The organism is Vibrio sp. L85 (genome assembly GCF_963871815.1).
In the GTDB taxonomy this organism is placed as follows: Bacteria; Pseudomonadota; Gammaproteobacteria; order Enterobacterales; family Vibrionaceae; genus Vibrio; species Vibrio harveyi.
Map to the genome: position 1 here is coordinate 1 of NZ_CAWMYL010000053.1, position 21,745 is coordinate 21,745.

General features: G+C 44.5%; 2 protein-coding genes and 1 pseudogene. All 3 read right to left on the bottom strand.

Annotated features, from left to right (window positions below; translation table 11 throughout):
- Positions 1-213, bottom strand: a pseudogene (locus tag AACR11_RS07565) (hypothetical protein); the annotation flags it as partial.
- Positions 214-1,056: 843 nt separating this feature from the next.
- The gene (locus tag AACR11_RS07570) at positions 1,057-15,024 is read right to left on the bottom strand and encodes a non-ribosomal peptide synthetase (protein WP_079324608.1); all 13,968 of its coding nucleotides are present in this window, start codon (positions 15,022-15,024) and stop codon (positions 1,057-1,059) included.
- Positions 15,021-21,743, bottom strand: a complete 6,723-nt coding sequence (locus AACR11_RS07575) for a non-ribosomal peptide synthetase (protein ID WP_079324610.1) — start codon at positions 21,741-21,743, stop codon at positions 15,021-15,023. The genes AACR11_RS07570 and AACR11_RS07575 overlap by 4 nt, the downstream gene beginning before the upstream one ends.
- Positions 21,744-21,745 lie beyond the last annotated feature (2 nt).

A 21,745-nucleotide genomic window follows, 5' to 3' on the forward strand; every position in this document is an offset into this window, starting at 1 on the left:
GATCGTAGCTTCTTGATTTAGTTCCATCGAATTACGCAACAAAGCCTTATCCGATAAGAAAATCGTAATGCTTGCCGCATCAGAAGATGGATAAAGGAAAATAACATTAAAAATCATGTACAAAATGGCTGTGACGAAAGTTGTTCTGAAAAGCCAATTTAAACATCCTTTCTTTCGCGATTTTTGCTAATTATCAAATGCTTTACCATTCATTAACCCGTTCCTTTTTCGTTAATTGAAGCTAGATGTACGCCAAGATACTATCACTACTCAGTCGTTTATCTCATGTCACCTAACGAATGACATGGATTCCCCCTCCCGAGGATCTGCCACACTCAAGTGGTCAACACTATTACTGGAGGCACCATGTCTAATCTTTCTTATTGCGGTATAACAAGCAAAGGACCATGGAGAAGCTCTAAAACGGCGGGGATACAGCTAGCACTGAGTAATGAGTATTTGAAGCAAGTAGGATTAGCTAAGAGATGGATGGATCGCAGTTCATTATCCCAACCAGAAAGTAAGTTAGGTGTTCTAAATGAACCGCTCTGTGCGGAGCTGCATGCAGGGTGGTGGGGACTGGAGGCTAGACAACTCCGGCTACCCGATTAGCTTATTGGTCAAGAGAGTTGATGAAATAACCAATAACAACCCAACCAGTTTTACTTTTAGAGAGAGTTAAGGTTTCTGTCGATTGTTTACCCGAAAATATCGTTTGATTATGACGCTCTTGGTCGCATGCAGTATCACCCTGACTTTCACCCTAACCACGGTTTGCCTTGGAAAACGACAGAGCAAAAATATCTGATTGAGCGTTACGTGCTTGATGGACCTGAGTAAGTAAGCTTTGCGCTTGGTCGAACCATTCATACCGTGATGGCAAAAGCCTGTGAACTGCGAAAGCTTGGTCTCATGCTAAAGCCAGTCAAATTAAAACGCCATCGCCGAGTTCAACGTTCAGAAGGAAAAGTTGTTATGGAGAAGGTTTCAAGGCTGCGTAATTCAAGTCATAAGAGTGGAGTGCCTCTCTGATAAGAGGCACTATCATTACTAACTTTATGGTTCACTGATTAAAGTGGTTCGTAAGCGATTGAGTTTGTGAGAAATATCATTAGCTAATCGGACATCCCGGATAATACTATTATGGTCACCGTTTAAAATTGTTACATTCGTCTTTCCATACACATCCCACTCATATTCAGATGCCCCATGTTGATAGTCGCGATCTACGAGCGTATCGCTCGCCCACCAGACATCTATGGGCGAAGACACCGCTTCAAGTTGATGGTTTTGCATCAAAGTATGGCACTTCATAAATAGTTTCATTTGCAAATAATACAGTTCTTTATTTTCAATACCCATATTGTGACCCATCTCAACATCATGAATCACATCAGAGAAGGCATTAAAAGCAATATCATCGCGACTCGTATCAATTGCTGACTGCAAGCGCAACTCTAATTCATCTAGAAAAACAGCATGTTTGCCAAGAAGGAAGCGTCTCGCTTCATTATCTAAACACGCCAAGTAACGGCTAACATGAGGTAATGTCGGAAGTGTTAGCACTGCCCTTTGAGGATTTGCTCTCGCATCTACCAGCCCAAGCCACTCTACTCTTTCACCATCCGCTTCTAGTAAATGAGTCACTGAAACCGCCAGCCAAGCACCAAATGACCAGCCCAACAAACGTACTGCTCCCGTTTTTTGCACAGAGCGAATGAGATCAGCATACAGGCTAGCATAGCCGTTCACAGAGTTTGGTGCATTCTCCAAATTAACAAGTTGCGGTGATTGAATACCATATACGGTCTGTTCTTTTGGCAATAAGCTAACTAGTTCTTCATAAGCTTTTACATGACCACCCGCAGGGTGAAATACAAATAATGGAGGCTGCATTGACGAACCTCTATTCAAACATACCAGCAGGTCTGAATGAGGTATTTGGCTCGCTATTGGTACTTGTGGATCACTACAGTCATAGCCATGTTTGCTTTCACTTTGCTCTTCGATCAATCGCGCTAGATCACGTAGGACAGGGAATCGAAACAATTGTGTAAGGGATAGTTCAATACCTAGTTTCTTCTTGAGCCCAGATACAAAACGACCAGCTAACAATGAATTACCTCCGATAGCGAAGAAATCATCATCTGCAAATACATCCGCACTATCTAGTAAGGTTTGCCACTCCCCTGCTAGCCAAGTTTCTGTTTCCGTTGCTGGTAATAAACCAGATGGAATGGAATCGTCTGGTTCTGGCAATGCTTTGCGATCAACTTTGTTGTTTGCATTTAGTGGCATCGATTGCAAAACAACAACACGTTTCGGCACCATGTAGAAAGGCAGAGATTTACGTAATCTCTCTAAAACCTGTTCTGTATTTATCTCCTCTCCTGATGCGAGCGTTACATAACCAATTAAACATGCTTTCGCTGAGTCCGGGTAGCATAGCTTTACCGCAGACTCTTTTACTGCCGTAATTTTCGCTAGCGCAGCTTCAATGTCGCCAGCTTCGATACGATAGCCACGCAGCTTCAACTGAAAATCTTTCCTACCTACAAACTCAATCTGCCCCTTCATACCAATGCGGACAATATCACCCGTTGCATACATTCTCGCACCTTTTTGAGTACTAAACGGATCAGGGGTGAACGTTTGTGCCGTCAGGCTTGCTTGTCCAGCATAACCACGAGCTAGCCCTTGGCCACCGATGTATAACTCCCCTTCGGCTCCAACAGCGACAGGGTTTAGCCAATCGTCTAATACATAGAAATTGGTGTTAGCGATAGGTAGGCCCAGCGAAGGAGACTGTGCTTGCTGTTGATCAACATTAAGCATCGATGACCAAACTGTCGTTTCAGTCGGTCCATAAACGTTCATCACTTTCGCTCCCTGTTCTACCATGTAGGACGCTAGAGGCGCTGGTAATGCCTCACCTCCAGTCAGGACCGTCAGTGCTGACCAATTAACTGACTCGTGCTCCGCAAGCATCTGCCAGGTGACTGGCGTTGCCTGCATAAATGAGATGTCTCTTTCATCTATTAACCGAGCTAGTTGACTAGCATCACGGGCATCATCGTAACTCGCCACAAACACTTGCCCGCCGCTAAGCAAAGGTAGAAACATTTCTAGACCCGCGATATCGAAGCCAATGGTTGTTACAGCAAGCAGTCGGTCAGATGCTTGGATTTGGGTTAACTCCAACATGCTTTGCAGGAAATTAGCAAACGCAGCGCGAGAAATCTGAACTCCTTTAGGTACCCCAGTAGAACCAGAAGTAAAAATAATATAAGCCAATTGTTCGGGGTGATTCGCTGGTCTTGTGTTCATCCAACTTGGATCATAGGTACATTGATTTAATAGCTGCTGCGGCGACTTGACACAGCCATAATGGTCAAAGTCAGTCACTGATTCATCAGCTAACATTAATGCAGGACTCGCTTGCTCTAAAATCAACGCCAAACGTTCTTTGGGTTGATTTGGATCCAGTGGAATATAAGCCGCGCCAGACCAATAAACCGCTAGCAAAGATACCAACATATCAACGCCCCGACGCTGACAAACCGCTACTTTAGACTCACAACCAATACCTGACTCACTTAAGCTTTGAGCTAGATATGTCGCGCGCTCCACAAGCTGTTGATATGTCAAAGCGCCTTCAGTATCACTAACGGCAATACGTTGTGGAGATGTGTTCGCTACTGATAAAATTTCAGTTTCTAACGTCCAGCTTTCCGACCAATTTCGCAGGCTCTGCTCCACAAACTGTGATGGAAGCAAAGTAGGCTGATTCATCACATTTCCTAGCAGCTGATCACAGCTAAACACCATACTTTCAAGAACAGTTTTAAAGGTCTCTACCATTTTGATTACATGAGAATACGACAGTCTTTCGCCATCACAACCAACTCGTAAAACAAGCTCACTTCTTGGCATCACCGTAATAGATAAAGGATAGCTATTACGCTCATAACCGTCTAACGGTGTAACTGTAAGATGTTCAGCAATATTGCTTCGCTCTGACATCGCCTCGTTTTCAAACACAAGCAATGAATCAAACAGCGATTGACCGCGGTTGATTTCACTTTGAGCGATAATCTCACTTAATGGGGTGTACTCATATTCTCTTAACCTTACTCCTTGTTGATGGATATTTTGTAAAAGGGTTCCAGTATCGAGCATTGGGTTCAGTTGAACTCGAACCGGCAATGTATTAATGAAGATTCCCACCATTTGATGAGCTTCCGCCAGTTCAGCAGGTCGACCCGACGTTGTCATACCAAAAACAACGTCATGCTGACCGCTATGGTGCGCTAGGGTTTGTGCCCATGCAGCTTGGATCACCGCATTCAAGGTGACGCCTTTACGCTTAGCGAGTTCTTTTACGTTCTGTGTCAACTCATGAGACAAAGTATGATCTTCAAGGGTAAATTCTTCTCCACTCTGCCCGGGTACCAGTTTTAATGGTGAGTCAAAACCTTTTAACTCTTCATTCCAAAAGCGCTTACTGTGTTCTAAATCTTGCTGACCCAACCAATCTAAATATCGAGTGAATGGCGGCCTTTTCGAAGGCAAGCTCGCTACTTTTCCAATGAGATTGAGATAGCGATGAACCATATCTTTGATGATGATCGACGAACACCAAGCATCAACAATCAAGTGATGTCGGCTCCACACTAACCAATGGCGATTTTCATTTACTTTTATTAAATGCAGCCTCATTAAAGGCGGCTTGGCTAAATCAAACCCTTTCTCCCTATCTGTTTCACAAAGTTGCTTCAACTGAGCTTGTTGCCACTCCAGCTCTTTTCCACACCAATCGTGTCGGGACATGGGTAAAGATGAATGAGCCGAAAACCATTGAGTTGGCGCTTTGTCACCATGATCTTCGAAAGCCGCATTTAAGATAGCTTCCGCATCAACAGTCTGCTGCCAAGCCCGGACAAACGAATCAACATCAAGCTCTCCCTCAAGCTCGACGGTCGTTTGATTAAAATAGAGCGGTTCTTTTGCAGACGCACTATGTAAGAACATTCCTTGCTGTATTGGAGTCAACGGGTAATGTTTTATTTTCGTAACATTGCTCGAACGCTCTAAAGTAGCTTCGTTTTGTGACTCCGCTTTGCTTGCAACTATCGATTTCACGTTTGTTTCAAATTGTTCAAACATGTTTTTTAGTTTTGGTCCGATGTCAGATGGATATTGCCAAGAGACATAGAGTTGCCCTTCACGAATCTGTGCCGTCACTTCGATGAGTTGGCGTCGCAAGCTTTCAGGATGTCTTGATTTTCCAACACCGTCTGCGACCAACTGCCATTCACCATTAGTGCTCATAACTTGCCCTAGATAATTGAACACTAGTTGCGGGTGTACAAACGCTAATTCTTGTTTGAGGTAACGTAAAACACCGTATCCAACACCATTATTAGGCACTTGTGAAAGCGTCAATGCAGCCTCTTCAAGTGATTTCTGCTGCGCAGAAAAAGCGACAGGGTAGCGTGAAGTAAACCATCCTACTGTTTCAGATAAGTCAACATGCGAATCCAATAACTCACGGCCATGACCTTCTAGTTCAATCATTACTTTAGACTTATTGAACTGATTGCAAAGTGCTTGTGAAAGTGCGGATAACATAGCAACTTCACAGCCTGTCTTTCCGTGTATTGAACCAAGGCAAATAAGCGATTGAGTGACTCCCTCGTCGAAGACTTGTACTGTTTTGTCAGCCGTCGCAATCGTTCCATTCTGTGCCTCCGGGAGCAGTTGCCCGTCCAGTGAACGCGCTGCCATTGGTAACCAAAACTCACGAGCCCGCTTCAATACATCGGCAGAGCAATTCATTAGTGCATTATGCCAATCTGACACTGATGCCGATCCTTGACCAAGTTCGATGTTATGACCAAGACACTTTGCTTGATACGCGTGAGCCAGATCGTTTCCAATGATTCGCCATGAAACACCATCAACGACTAGATGATGGGCCACCAGCAACAAACGAGCTCCCCCTTGTTTGAGGTTAAAAGCGACCACTTTGAACACTGGGCCGGTAACTAAATTTAAGCTTTCTTGACAATGTTGTGTTAACTCTTCAACACTTTGTAATGTTTGGTTGTCAAAGGTGGTGTAAACGCCAGCAACTTGCCCACTATGACTTTGTCGTATTTCAGCGCCTTGCTTGTATGCAAAACGACTGGCCAGTGCAGCATGCTTCTCAATCAAAGCTTCAACCGCTGCCGACATCGCTTCATGATTCACAGCTTGTGGAAGAGCAAGCATGATTGCCTGGTTCCAATGATGAATTACAGGTTGCTCGACTTCATAAAACCAGTGCTGGATCGGCAATAAGTTGGACTGTTGAGAAGGCACAGTCGTTTCTATCAAAGGCGTATTAATAACGGAAGACGGCAGTACCTTGGCATCAGAATTATTCGGTTCAGAGATCACCTTATGTTCATTATCAACCAACATATCTACGAGTTCATTCAGGCGCGGCGAACTAAAGATTTGTTTAGGTGTTAACTTCAAATCGAATTTACTCAATCGAGCAATCAATTGAAGCGCCATAATCGAGTCACCTCCCAATTCAAAGAAGTGAGCATCAGGAACAATCGACTCTAAATTAAATAACTCTTGCCATATTTGAGTTAACTGACCAAGTACTTTACTACGTTCGGAGGCATTCAATGACTCTCGCGCTTCCAAATCAAAATCAGTATGTTCTTCGGTTGAAAACTCGGTATTAGATTCAATTATTGGTTCGACAGAAGATCTCGAAACGGTCGATAAGGACTGATTTTCACCCTTATCAGTTGCAGACTCTTCAAGGCGCTTAGCAAGCATACGAATACTTGGATCCTCGAAAACCATTTTAGGCGTCAATGTCAGACCTTGCTGTTTTGCTTTTGCAATCATCTGCAACGTAATGATCGAATCACCACCTAAGGCGAAGAAGTTATCATCCACATTTACTTTCTGTTTTAGAAGCTCCTCCCATAACGTTTGAAGAGTTGCTTCTGTTTTAGAGGTGGATTGAACATTCACCGCTTCAACTACCTTCGTAGCTAGTGCATTTTCAGTTTTGCGTGTTGCTGTAAACTCACTTAATTGCAGCAATGACGGCGCAGAGAAGATCTGCTTAGGCGTGAATTTAAACCCTTTACTAGCTGCTTTAGCGATAAATTGCAGGCAAATGATTGAATCGGCACCCAAGCTGAACAAGTTATCATTGGGCTGTGGCCGCTGACCCAGCAAACCTTCCCATAGTTCAGTTAATACGTGGAGGCTATCATCGTTTTCAACGTCAACCGCACTCGCTCCTCTTGGAGCGCTGCTTGAAGACTTGGATTGCTCTAACCACTGTGCGATTAGAGTACGATCAACCTTACCATTAGAATTCAGTGGTAAGGATTCAACGATCATCCAGAGCGATGGCACCATGTACTCCGGCAAAACTTCTGAGGCGCGTTGCTTAACCGCCGCCAACGAAGCTTCCTTTTCAATCACAACACAGGCCGCGAGACGCAGTCCTGAAGGCCCCGAAACTGCGGTTACGGCGCAATCAATAACAGATTCAAAACTACATAGTGTCTGTTTAACTTCATTAAGTTCTACACGATAACCACGTACTTTAACTTGGTCATCTATCCGTCCTAAGTAAATGAACTCACCATTGTCAGTTTTAGAAACTTTATCACCTGTTTTATAAGCACGAAGCATTTGCTCCTGACCTTTACTATCGATAACTGACACTGACGTAAAGCTGTTTGCTGTCTGTTCTGGCTTATTCAAATAACCTTTCGCGACACCTTGTCCTGCAATTAACAATTCACCTGGTATGCCTTGAGCAACAGGTAAGCCTTGTTCGTCGACGATTAGCGCAATACCGTTGCTAAGTTCAGAGCCCAACGTAATAGATGCTGCCCGATCGTCGACGACTTTAGCCATGCACCCAATTGTTGCTTCTGTTGGACCGTAGTGATTTGCAACATTGATTGTCGGTAATAATGCACGAACGTCTTGCACCAAATCAGTTGTTAATGACTCACCACCGGAAATCAACCATTGACGCGGAAGAAGACGCTCTGGTTTCTCTACAGCGAGTAACGCTTTTAGGTGCGACGGCACAATCTTCAGAACATCAATTGGGAAGCGCTCTAGATATTGTGCTAGTGCGGAAGGGTCAAAACTCAGTACATTCGGTATCAAAGCCAGCGTTCGACCCGTAACTAATGCGCCAAGTACGCAAGTCAAACCAAGATCCGCAGAAACTGTGGCTAATGTCGCCATCGTTGCGTTGGGTTCTATATCAATACGCTCAAACAATGCATCGACATAACTGATAGCATTGCCATGAGTCACTTCGACGCCTTTAGGTTGCCCTGTCGATCCCGATGTATAGATAACATAGGCCGTGTCTTTCGACTGTATTATTGCCGGAGGCAACAACGCGCCTGATTTCGCTGGTAGAGAGAGAAGAGTTCGAATATTTAACCAAATATAACGTTCATCCAACTCATCATTTTCCCAATACTCGGGGGTATCAAGCCCCAAGACACAGCATACGTTGGCATCCGCAAGCATGTAACTCACCCTCTCAGCAGGCAACTGCGGATCAATGCACAGCCACGCAGCCCCTTTCCACCAAGCTGCAAGCATCGCCACTATTTGTTCTTGCTCTCTTGGTAAGACAAGCGCAATGACACGTTTAGAGGCAGTAATATCTGGAAGATAACTTGCCAAATGTTCGGCTTGAGTTAGAAGATGCTGGTAAGTGATAGAAAGTTGTTCTCCCTTTTCATCAACCAATAAGCCAGTTGCAGAACCTGAGTTCGACATCACCCTTTCCAGTAGATTACCAACTGGCTTAGCCATGCTCGTCTGGAGTTTAGGGAACCCTCCTACAACCCAATCTTTAACGCGGGTTTGAAGCGTATTTGCGTCGTTGATTAATTTATCGACCGCTAATAACAATTCGTCGATCATTTTCGTAGCTATATTGTGATCAACACGTTCTAAATCTAGCAGCAGGTCAAATCTCAGGTCTTTTTGAGGTACAACGCGTAAAGTGAGAGGGAAGTTATTACGCACGTGATGATCGTCTAGCGTCAACGTCAAACCATGTTGAGGTTGTTCATCGGACGCAGGTAGGTTCTCAAACACCAATAGTGTTTCAAACAAGACTTGGTCTTGCGGAACTGAAGACGCTCGTTGAATACGAGCGATTGGTGTTTGTTCAAATTCTCGCATAACTAAGTTCTTATCTTGCAACTCAGTCAGCCACTCTAAAACCGACAGATCAGAGTTCAAATCCAATCTTAGTGGCAAGGTGTTAATGAACACGCCCAATATACGATCTGATCCTGGTAAGTCACTTGGTCGTCCCGCTGTCGTCACACCATAAACTACATCTCTCGAACCCATGTAACGAGCAAGAATACTTCCCCAGAGGCCTTGAACAAGCGTATTTAGCGTCAATGAGTTTTGCTGACAGAGTCGTTCAATTTCAGCTGTACGCGCCTTACCCAGATACTGGTGAGTAATCAGATAAGCGTCTTCTTTTATTGCGTGTTTAGGTTTTGAACCTGCGATGTAAGCGGCAGGAAGTGAGTTCGTAGATGTAAAACCCGTTAGTTGCTCACGCCAAAACTTATTTGCACCTACTTCATCTTTTAACTCTAACCATTCAATGAAGTTTCGGAAAGGCACTGCAGGTTGTTTCGATATCTGCTCCCCCGATAGACGAGCAAAATACCCTTGCATCACTTCGCCTACCAGCATATTCAGGCACCACCCGTCCATGATCAAATGATGTATGGTCCAAACCAATTGGTGATGGTTTTCACTATGTTTGATAAGAACAACACGCATCATTGGTGCTTGAGAGAACTTAATCTGGGAAATTTCACGCTGACGTAAACTTTGCAGCATCAAATCTTTATCTGCCTGAGCGATGTCCTGCCAGTCTAGTTCCTCAAATGGCAATTTAGCGGACTGAAACACAACTTGATGGGGTTCGTCAACGTCATCAGTAATCACCGCAGTTCTAAGGGCTGGATGACGTTCCACGACGTCTATCCATGATTCTTGCAATTGCTGAGAGTTAAGCGCTCCCTCACACTTAGCAATGCTTTGGCTGATGTAAGCAGCATCGTGATCCAAACAATGGAAAAGCATGCCTTGTTGCACTGGGGTAAGTGGATAGACATCCTCTACCGCACAATCTACATATTTTCGAACGAGGTTAACCGCTTGATCATCGCTCAAATTCGCCAGAGGGAAATCAGCTGCAACCGCCCCCTTGAGGCTTGGGCTATTATCACATAGTGCATCCAACATATCGCCTAGTTGAGATACATACTCAGCCCCAAACTGGGCTATGGTTTCTGGAACAAATGAACTGCGCGAGTACTGAAGGTTAATTTTCAGCTGATTCTTACTGATAAACGCATTTACTTCGAGTAGCCATGATAATGGGTTCTGAGTGTCACGAAACCCTGTAAGCTTTTCCGGAGCCTGCTGCATGAAACCACTGCTTTGTGCATTATCAAGCTGCCCTAAGTAGTTGAAGACGAGTTGCGGCTCCAACGCATCGCTCAAGAATGATTTAACAGCACTAAAAGGAGTATGGGATTCTGGTAATGCACTCAACTGGCGGCGTACAGTAAGCACTCTTTCTTGCCATGAACCTAATTCACTGCTGATCAACGCTGGGTAAAGTCGAGTAAACCAGCCCACTGTTTCACTGACATCACAATCAACGAGATCACGCCCGTGTCCTTCTAGACTAATGAGGTGGTGCTGAGATTGAGTCCAATTTGACAGCGCCTTAGCGAGCGCTGTCAAACAAAGTTCGTCAATGCGAGCGCGCAGTGTACTTCCTGCATGTTTGAGCAATCGTTCGGTCTGGTCTGTCGATAGGCAAACTTGTGTGCTGCCTTGGAGACCTGCGGGGTATGGCACCTCAACTGGATCTGTTGGTAATGTGGTAGAAAGAGCCTCTCTTGATTCCGGCCTGTTTTGCCACTCATGCCACTTAATAATCCCTTCAGAGCTCGGTTTGTATTCAGCCACTTGCTCAGACCAGCGTTTGAATGGCTTAGTTTGGTATCGAGTTGGTGCCAATGATACTTTGTTACATAACTTGATATAGTCACTTTCCAACTGAGAAAGCAATATACGCCAAGAAACACCATCAACTACAAGGTGATGTGCTACTAGTAGTAAACGGCTTTCTGACCCACCAAAGTGAATTAATGCACATCGAAACACCTCTCCTTGAGCGAGCTTAAGCCGAGTCTGCTCAAATTCACTAATCTCTGAGACAGCGTGCTGTTTCTCTTCATCGGTTAGAGAGTGACGTTCATACACTGTAAACGCGATGTCTCTTTTCGCATCAGTCTCCGAAACACTTTGCACCCATTGCTTGGTATTCTCTTGGTAATTGAAGCGCGCGACTAACATTGGGTGAGCGTTTACCAAGCGCTGTAAAGCTCGACGCAAACAGGAGACATCAACCTCTGTATAACTTGCCAGCAAGAGTGCTTGATTGAAATGATCAGGGTTCACCAACGCTTGATTTAAGTACCACTGTTGAATAGGTGCCAATGGTACTTCACCAAACATATCCCCTACATCGTAATCTTGCTGCTTATCTTGTGTTGCAACAGACGCAAGCAACTCTACGGTTTGATTACGGAATATATCTTTCGGCTCAAGTTTTAGCCCCATATCTCGAGCGCGTGCTACGACCTGTAGGCTGACAATTGAATCTCCGCCAATGGCAAAGAAATTATCGTTAATTCCGATTTGCTCAACACCGAGTAGGCTTTGCCAAATCTCAGCAAGAATCTGTTCTTTCTCTCCTCTTGGTGCCACGAACTCGTTTCGATTCAATGCTGCTAAATTTGGCGTTGGTAGAGCTTTTCGGTCTACTTTTCCGTTCACACTCAATGGCATTGCATCCAATGAAACGAAAGCGGTAGGAATCATATACTCAGGTAGACTCTCTAGTAGATATGCTTGCCACTGTGTAAGTTCCGGTAGACTATGTTCACCTTTAGCTACGATATAAGCGACTAAGAAATCCGATAATTTCTCATCCTTACAAACTGCGACCACGACTTCTTTCACAGCAGAGTGCGCTGCTATTCTTGCCTCTATTTCACCAAGTTCGATACGTAATCCTCGGATCTTAACTTGGAAATCAGCGCGCCCTACATACTCTATGCTCCCATCTTCAAGGTAACGGGCGACGTCACCTGTTTTGTAAAGCCGGCTGTATTGAGCATCACCCACCGCGCCGTCTTGAGCGAACGGATTAGGGATAAAGGTTTTAGCGGTGAGGTCTGGACGATTGAGATAACCGCGCGCTAAACCAATCCCGCTAAGATAAAGCTCGCCACTGGCACCGATTGGAACAGGATTGAGCTCTTCATCTAGAATCCAAGTTTGAATATTCGCAATCGGGGAGCCAATTGGCACGAGATCTTTAATATGTTGTTTTCGGCAATCCCAATGCGTCACATCAATAGAAGCCTCGGTCGGCCCATAAAGGTTATGGAGCTCTGCGCCCAGCACTGATAAGCATTGCTGCTGTAGCTGATAAGGTAACGCCTCACCACTACAGAAAATTTGCCTTAAAGAGCGACAACAGGATGCGTGAGGGTTATCTAGGAAAACTTGCAACATGGCTGGGACAAAGTGCAACGTAGTAACTTGGTATTTCTCTATTAGCTCAATAAGTCGTTGACTGTCTTTATGCTCTCCCGCCTCCGCCAATACGAGTGTAGCTCCTGTCATCAATGGCCAGAAAAACTCCCAAACAGAGACATCAAAACTGTACGGTGTTTTCTGAAGAACCACATCTTTACTGCCAAGACAATATTCATCCTGCATCCAGAAAATTCGGTTCATAACACCGCTGTGAGGAACAGCTACACCTTTAGGTTGACCAGTTGAACCTGAAGTATAAAGCACATAAGCCAATTGATGAGGATGATACTCGGGAGTGTTAAATTCAATGCTTTGACCGTCAACCAAACTGAATGCGTCATCTAACGTCCATAGATCTTGTGTTAGCTCAGTTTTTTCAAAACGACTCGAAAACTCGGGAAGCACCAAGATTACCTTAGGTTTGGCATGTTCCACGATGTAATCTAAACGTTGTTGCGGGTGATCAGGATCAAGAGGTAGATACGCACAACCAGCTTTCACAGCAGCGAGAATGCTCACCACCATTTGAGGGCATCGAGTCATACAAATCGCCACTTTGTCTTCCGTTTTACACCCTTGAGCGACTAACCAGTTCGCAAGCTGATTAACCTTTTGGTCTAGCTCTTGGTAGCTCCATGACGCATTTTGATATTTGAGCGCAATATGATTTGGCGTTAACTCTTGCTGATCGGATAACGCCTCTGCCAATGTATTAGGCAAGTCATACTCTTTCGCAGTGTCATTCCAATCTTGTAGCTGAATTCGCTCTTTGTTTAATAATGAGGAGTGTAATGCTAAGGGCTGGTCACCCGCTGAAATTAGATACTCCAGCGCAGCAAGATAATGCTGTGCTAAGTCTGCGACAGTTTCTCTATCAAACAAGTCGACTCTGTACTGGAAAGACAGGCTGATACCGCTTCCGTCATTGTTCGCAAACAAAGATATATCAAACTTGGCGCTATACTCTGGCACAGGTAATGGTTGAAGTCTCATGTCAGCCAACTGGATCGGTTCGCTAGGCTCATTTACTAGATAATTAAACATAGTCTGAGCCAAAGGTTCATGCTCACCTTCTCTAGACGCGACCAATTCATCGACTAACTTCTCAAATGGCATCGCTGAATGTTGTTTTGCGCCTGATAGTGCTTCATTTACTTTCTTAATCCAAGACGTTGTTGTTTGCCCTTCCGACCAATGCGTTTTCACCACCATAGTGTTAACAAACAGGCCAAGCATGCTCTCTAGATCTTGATGTGCCCTTTCAGAAACTGGGCACGCGACTCGAATCTCATGCATACTTGAACGTCTTACAAGCAGCCACTGGTAAGCTGCCAATAACACGGTATTTGGCGTAACTTTATGCATGAGACAGAACGATTTAAGAGCAGTAAAGAGTTCTGGATTCAATTCGAAGTCATACCTCGCACCAGCGTGAGTCGTTTGTGGCGTTTTTGGCCGATCAGTTGGCAATGATAAGCAATAGTCTTCCGTTCCAAGTGTTTCGCGCCAATAGGTCTTTAGCTCCTCATAATAATCGCTCTCGAATAGGGCATTTTGCCACGCAGCATAATCCAAATACTGTAATTCTGATGACTGTGTTCTTGTCTCTACGCCCCCTTGTAATTTGGCCTGACATTTTTGGACAAATTGTTTGGTCAATAACTGCAATGACCAGTGGTCGATAACAATATGGTGAAAAGTTAGCACCAAGTGAGACAGATGCTCTCCCAGTTTTAATTGCGTTAAACGAAACAGTGGCGGATTAGCTAGGTCAAATGGTCGAGTCATTGCAGATTGCAATGCTTCTTTATACTCATTGGATTCAAGTTCGTTGGCCGCTAATTCAACACATTCAATCTCAAACTCTTGATCCACTGATTGAGCTTCTAGCAATTCTACCTTTGGTTTTCCTGCCACTTCCGAAAATTGAGTATGGAAAATTTCATTTTCTTTAATTAGATCAGAGAAAACTGAGCGAATTGAATCAATATCCGTTGAGCCTTCTATCGACAGCAGCGCATTGACATTGTACTGACCACTGTTTGGCTCCAACTGCTGTAAGAACCACAAACGCTTTTGAGCAGAAGACATCGGTAATACATCGCTTTCGCGATCTATAGCGTCAGGTATAGGCAACTGAGCTATCTTTTTCTGTTCAACAAGGTATTCAATAATGGCTTGTTTATTTTCCATTAACTCTTGCTTAATCTGCGTGGTTAACGCCCCCTTAGGAGCGTCAATTTTCAGTTTTTCGTTTTCCAGGCTAATTCGAATATTGCGCTGAAATAACTGCGTAATATATACAGCAATACTCATAACTCGAAGCTCTCCCATTCTTCGTCTACTTCTGTTGCTGACTCGGCTTGATGCATTAACATCTCGATATAGCCAGCTTGTTGTTCCAATACAGACATTTCCAACACGTCAGTTAATCGAATACTCAGCCCATACGTTTGGTTCACTCTATTGACTAGACGTGTGATCAGTAACGAATGTCCACCCAAAGAGAAAAAGTTATCGGTTTTACTGACTTCCTTGACATCGAGCAGTGCTTGCCAAATTTCCGCAAGGGTCTGCTCCGTTTCTGTCTCAGGAGCTACGAAAGCCTGTGTGTGCCATGCCGGTTCTGGTAACGATTTGCGATCCAATTTTCCATTTTGAGTAACTGGCATTTTGTCTAGCTCAGTCACGACTGCGGGGATCATGTATTCGGGTAAAGTTCCAGATAGATAATCGCGCCAAATATTAGGCTCACTGAGTTGGCCAACATAGTCTGGTTGAGGAATTATGTAAGTGGCTAAGTAATCCCCCGATGAGGCGTTCTGACGGACAATCGTCACGACTTCTTTTACACCATGATGCGCTGCGATAGAGGCGTCTATCTCGCCGAGTTCGATCCGTAAGCCACGAATTTTCACTTGGAAATCAGAACGCCCAACGTACTCAATAGCGCCGTCTTCACGATAGCGAGCAACATCGCCAGTACGGTACAAACGTGCATACTCAACATCAGACGACGCATTACAATCAGCAAAAGGATTGGGAATAAAGGCCTGCTTTGTCAGATCTTCACGGCCCAAGTAACCGCGAGCCAATCCGACACCAGCAAGATATAGCTCCCCTTCAACGCCTACAGGTACAGGATTGAGAGAAGAATCCAAAATCCACGTTTGCATGTTCGCGATTGGATAACCTATCGGCACGACACCTTGGATATTCTGATTTCGGCAATCCCAGTAGGTGACATCGATAGAGGCTTCCGTAGGTCCGTATAAATTGTGTAATTCGGCTTGCAACGTATGCAGACATTGCTGTTGAAGTTGGTATGGCAGAGCTTCACCACTACAGATGATTCGCGATAACGCGCTACAAGCTTGAGCATTAGGGTTATCCAAAAAGCTTTGCAACATGGATGGTACGAAATGAATGGTAGTAACATGATGCTGTTGAATAAGTGAGATCAAACAGTCAGTGTCTTTATGTTCGTTCGCTTTTGCCAACACAAGCTTGGCACCCGTCACTAGTGGCCAGAAAAACTCCCAAACGGATACATCAAAACTATAAGGTGTCTTTTGTAATACTGTATCTGCGTCTGTTAGTTTGTATTGAGCTTGCATCCAAGCTAACCGGTTGACGATGCCGGCATGCGGAATTGCCACGCCTTTAGGCTTTCCGGTCGAACCCGATGTATAAAGCACATACGCCAGATGATCGCCTTTAAGTTCTACATTAGGTGCCACATCAGGATAGGTTTGGCACAGTGAAACCGACTCGTCTAACAATATTGCACGCGCTTGCTCCTTCGCAGGTAATGCGCTTTTGCATGATTCAATCGTCAATACAACCTTTGCCCGAGCATTTTCAGCGATAAAGCCCAGACGATCGGCTGGGAGATCAGGATCAAGTGGTAAGTAAGCGCAGCCCGCCTTTAGGATACCTATTAGACTTACGACCATTTGCGGTGAACGTGTCATACAAACCGCGACCGTTTGATCAGTTTTGCATTCGTGACGGTTGAGCAAGTAATGCGCTAATTGAGAAGCTTTTTGGTTGAGCTCGTTATACGAGTATTCGCAAATTCCCTCTGACGTTTCGTAAACTAAAGCGACGCGGTCGGGTGTTCTTCTAGCTTGATCTTCAAGCCATTGAACCAGTGTTTCAGGAATTTCATCAAAGCTTGTTTCAGTTTTATTCCAAGCCCAAGGAGCGAAATGTTCTCCTCCCATGCTGATTTGACGTAGCAAACTCCCACAGCTTTGTTTTTCATCGCTGCTTTCTTGCTCTTGCGAAATCAAGACAAGCAACGACTTAAAATCAGCTAGCATGTGTTGAGCGACTGAAAAATCGATATGCTCAGGATTAATCTCAATCCTAAAGTCGAGCTGTTGATGAGGTACAACGACCAACGTTAATGGGTAGTTATTACGCTCTTTTGTTTCACGAACTGAGAGTGTGAGCTCTTCAGTGAGCGGTTGTGGCTCATTCGGATAGTTTTCGAACACTAACAAGTTATCGAACACTTCTAATTGCTGTCCGCACACCCGTTGAATGGTAGATAGAGGTAGGTGTTCGTGTTCTCGACTTTCCGCCATTTGAGATTGTAGCTTCTGTGCCAACGACACCCAACTCGCCGAAGGGTCGATGTTCGCACGTAATGGTATGGTCGTAATAAATACACCAACCATTTCATCAGCACCTAGCAAGTCATTTGGTCGACCGGAACTCGTCACCCCAAAGGCAAGGTCATTGCAACCAGTGTACCGTTGTAGCGTAAGGGCCCAGATCGCCTGGCACAGAGAGTTCAATGTCAGTCTATGCTTAGCTGCAACATTTCGAAGTACTTCAGCATCGAATATAGACAAGCTATCTAATATTTGAGTTTGGGAGCGTGCCACTGGGCTCGACGCTTCTTGAGTCATTGTCTTAGGTAAACGAGCCACATTCTCATAACCTGCAAAACACTTCGCCCAATACTGTTCACTTTTCTGCGTATCTCGCTTGTTAAGCCACGCGATGAAATCTCGATATGGTCGGTTTGAGATAAGTGCAGGTTGAGTGTGTTTACAAATAGCTGAGTAAGCTTGCTGGACATCACGCAATATAATGCTGGTGCACCAACCATCAACAATCAGGTGATGGCGAGTCCAAACTAAGCTGTGATGGTCATTATTCATTTTGACCAACTTAAATCTCATCAACCCCGCGTTAGTGAGATCAAACCCTTGCTTTAGGTCATCATTAGCTAACTGAGCAAGTTGAGCATCTAAGTTCGGTCTAAAAGCATCACCTATTGCTTGTTCAGACCAATCAATAAATTGCCAGTCATTACTGATTTCTCTTGCAACAAACTGAACAGGGTCGTCTAGATGTTTCCAGACGAACCCACTACGGAGCATCGCATGCTGATCGATAACCCACTGCCATGCCAATTCGAGCGCTGTTACATTTAATGCCCCCTTTAAATCAACCAAACTTTGGTTAATGTACATACCTTCAGAATGATCTGTTAACGTATGGTAGAGCATGCCATTTTGCAAAGGCGTCACTGGGTAAATGTCAGCTATATTTTCAATGGAATGTGGGATACTATCCACCACTTTATCAAGCTGGCTTTGTGACATGTTACACAATTGTACATCTGTCGGAGACAATGTGCTCCGAGCGTGACAACAATGTTCAACTAATAGTGTCAGCTTTTCGACAACCATTTCAGCAACGGCCTCAATTTGAGATTTCGAGTGGACTTTGTTATTGAAGTTCCAACGCATTACTAGCTCGCCATCTGTAATCATGGCGTTTAAATCTAGCCAATGAGGGCGCGTATTATCGCCGTGGCGTTGTTTTGGAATTGTCTCTTTTGCCAACCCTAATCCTGAGTTAATCATCCCTTTATCTGTTTGGCCTAGATAATTGAACACCATCGCCGGAGTAGGTACGCGCTGTAGCTCTTTGTGTAAATACTTTAATACACCAAACCCTTGCCCATGGTTAGGTACATTACGCAGTTGGTCTTTTATTGCTAGAACGTGTTGGCGTAACGCATCTTGGGATTCTACAAATGCCGAGCTCGCCAGTAGCACTGGGTAACGACTAGTAAACCAACCCACGGTCTGTGAAAGGTCAAGCGAGTCGTGGTGTCGCCCATGACTCTCAAGTTCGATTAAGAAGTCATCTTGACCTCGCCACTCCTGAATCGCTAACGACACAGCTGATAACATCAGTTCATCAACTTTTAACTGATACGCAGTTAGTGCTTTACCTGCGAGCTTATGACTAAGGTCTGCAGATAATCGCACCTCGACCACATCGGTATCCTTGATCTGGTTAAGCAGAGGAGTTTCTGGCTGAACACCAGGGATAGCAGTCCATTTTCCCTTTGTTTCTAAATCAACTTGCTCTAGAGTTTGCCAGTAGTCTCTCGCATTGCTGAGATTCTCTTCTGGCCAGTGATTTAGATCGCTGACCCAAGCTTCGTAAGAGCTTGAGAAAAGCTCTAATCCATCATTCAAAGAAGCACCTGAACACAGAGCCTGATACGCTTGCCAAATCTGTGATGCCAAAATTCGCCACGACACAGCATCAACCACTAGGTGATGTGCTGTGAAGAGGATCCGACCATGAGACTGCCCCTCTATAACCAATAAATCAACACGGAGCATTGTCCCTTCGAAAATATCCAAACGTGCTTGTTGTTGCTCTAAATAATCAGGAAGCTCTTGTAAAGAAAGCGTGTGTCTATCGATCACAATAGGAGATTGGCTGAATGATTTTTGCCAGTTCTGCTTATCTTCCTCTAAGTTATAAGCCATTCCTAACTGAGGGTGATTAGCCACGACATGTCGTACAGCTTGTGTAAATGCTTCGGTCTCTAGTTCACCCTCATGCTGTAAAAGAATAGACTGGTTCCAGTGAGACGGTTGCTCTAACGCTTGTTCAAAGAACCAGTGCTGTATTGGTGCCAACGCCGGTTTACCTGCTTCTAATGCACCATTTCCCTGTGTTTTGTGGTTTTGGTCATTAGCCGCTGAATCTCCCTCGATTAAAGCCATTGCCAAGGCTTTTGAGGTTTGCAATGCAAACACCTGTTTCGGGCTAACTTTTACGCCCTGTTTCTTAAGTAAAGCGACCAATTGAAGGCTTAATATCGAATCCCCCCCTAACTCAAAGAAACTGTCATTTTCGGTAAGAGCAGGATTATTTAACAGTTGCTTAAACGCAGACAATATGGTGTTTAAATGCGACAACTCTGACACCAAAGAAGCGGCCTTAGACTCAACTTGGCTTGTACTGTCATGCTCTATTAGCTGCTGAGCAATGGCTCTTGGAGTTTGTGCTTTAAAAAGCAGCTTAGGAGTCAAACTTAAACTATGCTTTTTAGCTTTTGCCACCAGTTGCAAGCTTAAAATTGAATCGCCCCCCAACTCAAAAAAACTGTCTTCAGGGCGAACTTCGACATCTAATATTTCTGTAAACAAAGCTATGAGTAGCTTTTCTGTTACTGAGTCGATTACATCACTGTCGACATGACGCGTGACAGGCTGAGCCGTCACATCACAGCAATCATGTTCCGCGCTTAAAGCGATAACCTGCTCTGGGTTTGCAACAAGATCTTCGAGCAATACTAAGTAACTCTCAAGCATTTCAACAATTGTCGCTTCATCAAACAGTTCTTTACTGTATTCCATATCAAGACGCAGAGCTTGCTCTGTTTCGTTTAACCTAAGGGTTAAATCAAAGCGCGCTCGATGCCTTTCGCTAGCAACTGGACTAACAGCGACCCCACCAAGCTCAATGGTTTGGCGTGGAACATTTTGATGAACAAACAGCACTTGAAAGAGCGGCGTCCAAGGCTTTCCGCGCGGGATATTGAGTGTATCTACAACCAAATCAAAAGGGACAGCTTGGTTTTCAAACGCTTGACGAGACGTAATAGATACCTGATCAATTAACTCACGGAAACTCACACGATCTTGCAGTTGGTGACGAATCACCAACGTATTTACTAAAAAGCCAATCATTCCCTCTAACTCAGGACGTTGACGACTCGCGACAGAGGTTCCCAAGCTAATATCAGACCCAGCCCCATACTGATTCAGCAGTAGGCTAAAACCTGCTTGCATCACCGAATATAAGGTCGTGCCCTGTTCTTTCGCTAACGCGTTTAAACTCATAAAAGTCTGCGTTGGGATCGTCAGCTGAACCTCTCCACCTTCATACGTTCGCGAAATAACATCAGGTCTTTGGCGATCTAAAGGTAGCGACATACATTCAGGTGAACCGGCAAGTGTTTGCTGCCAAAATGCCAACTGCTGCTCTGCCTGTTCGCTTTCCAACCATTCCTGTTGCCATTTAGCATAGTCTGCGTACTGAAGCTCAAGCGGGACCACCTTTGGCAAAGTACCGCCTTGGTTTGTTGCATTGAGATATTGCTGGTAATAGTTTGCTAGCTCTTTGATAAGAATGGCTTCAGACCAAGCATCAAAAGCAATGTGATGAACGACAAACACTAGACGCCAATGATGTTCTTTCTCTTTTAACAAATAGACACGTAATGGCAACTCAGTACTTAGGTCAAAAACGGCGTTCGCAACTTCTTGGCTTCTCTTGTCGATATCTTTGACATCCGATTCAACCCATAACGGCAGTTCAAAAGAAGCGTTAGGTCGTTGATTAGGCTTGAAAGTGCCTTCAATTGCGTCATCTTCAATGTGATACGTCGTGCGCAACACTTCATGACGTGTAATTAAAGCATTTAAGGCGTATTTCAACGCCTCTATATCGAGTTGACCGATAAGCTGAATTTGGCTGAATAAGTTATATATAGAACTGCCTTGCTCATAATGGTCAATAAACCATAGCCGTTGCTGTGCATTTGATAAGACTTCTTTACCATTCACTCGTGGTGTAGCAACAATGGGCAGTTGCCAACTATCAATGTTTTTGTCCTTTAGCAACGCGCGAAACTGTGTTTTTTTGTCATCCGGTAACTCGGCCAGACGCAGTGCAATATTTTTAGGGTTAAGTTTCTGGTTCATGT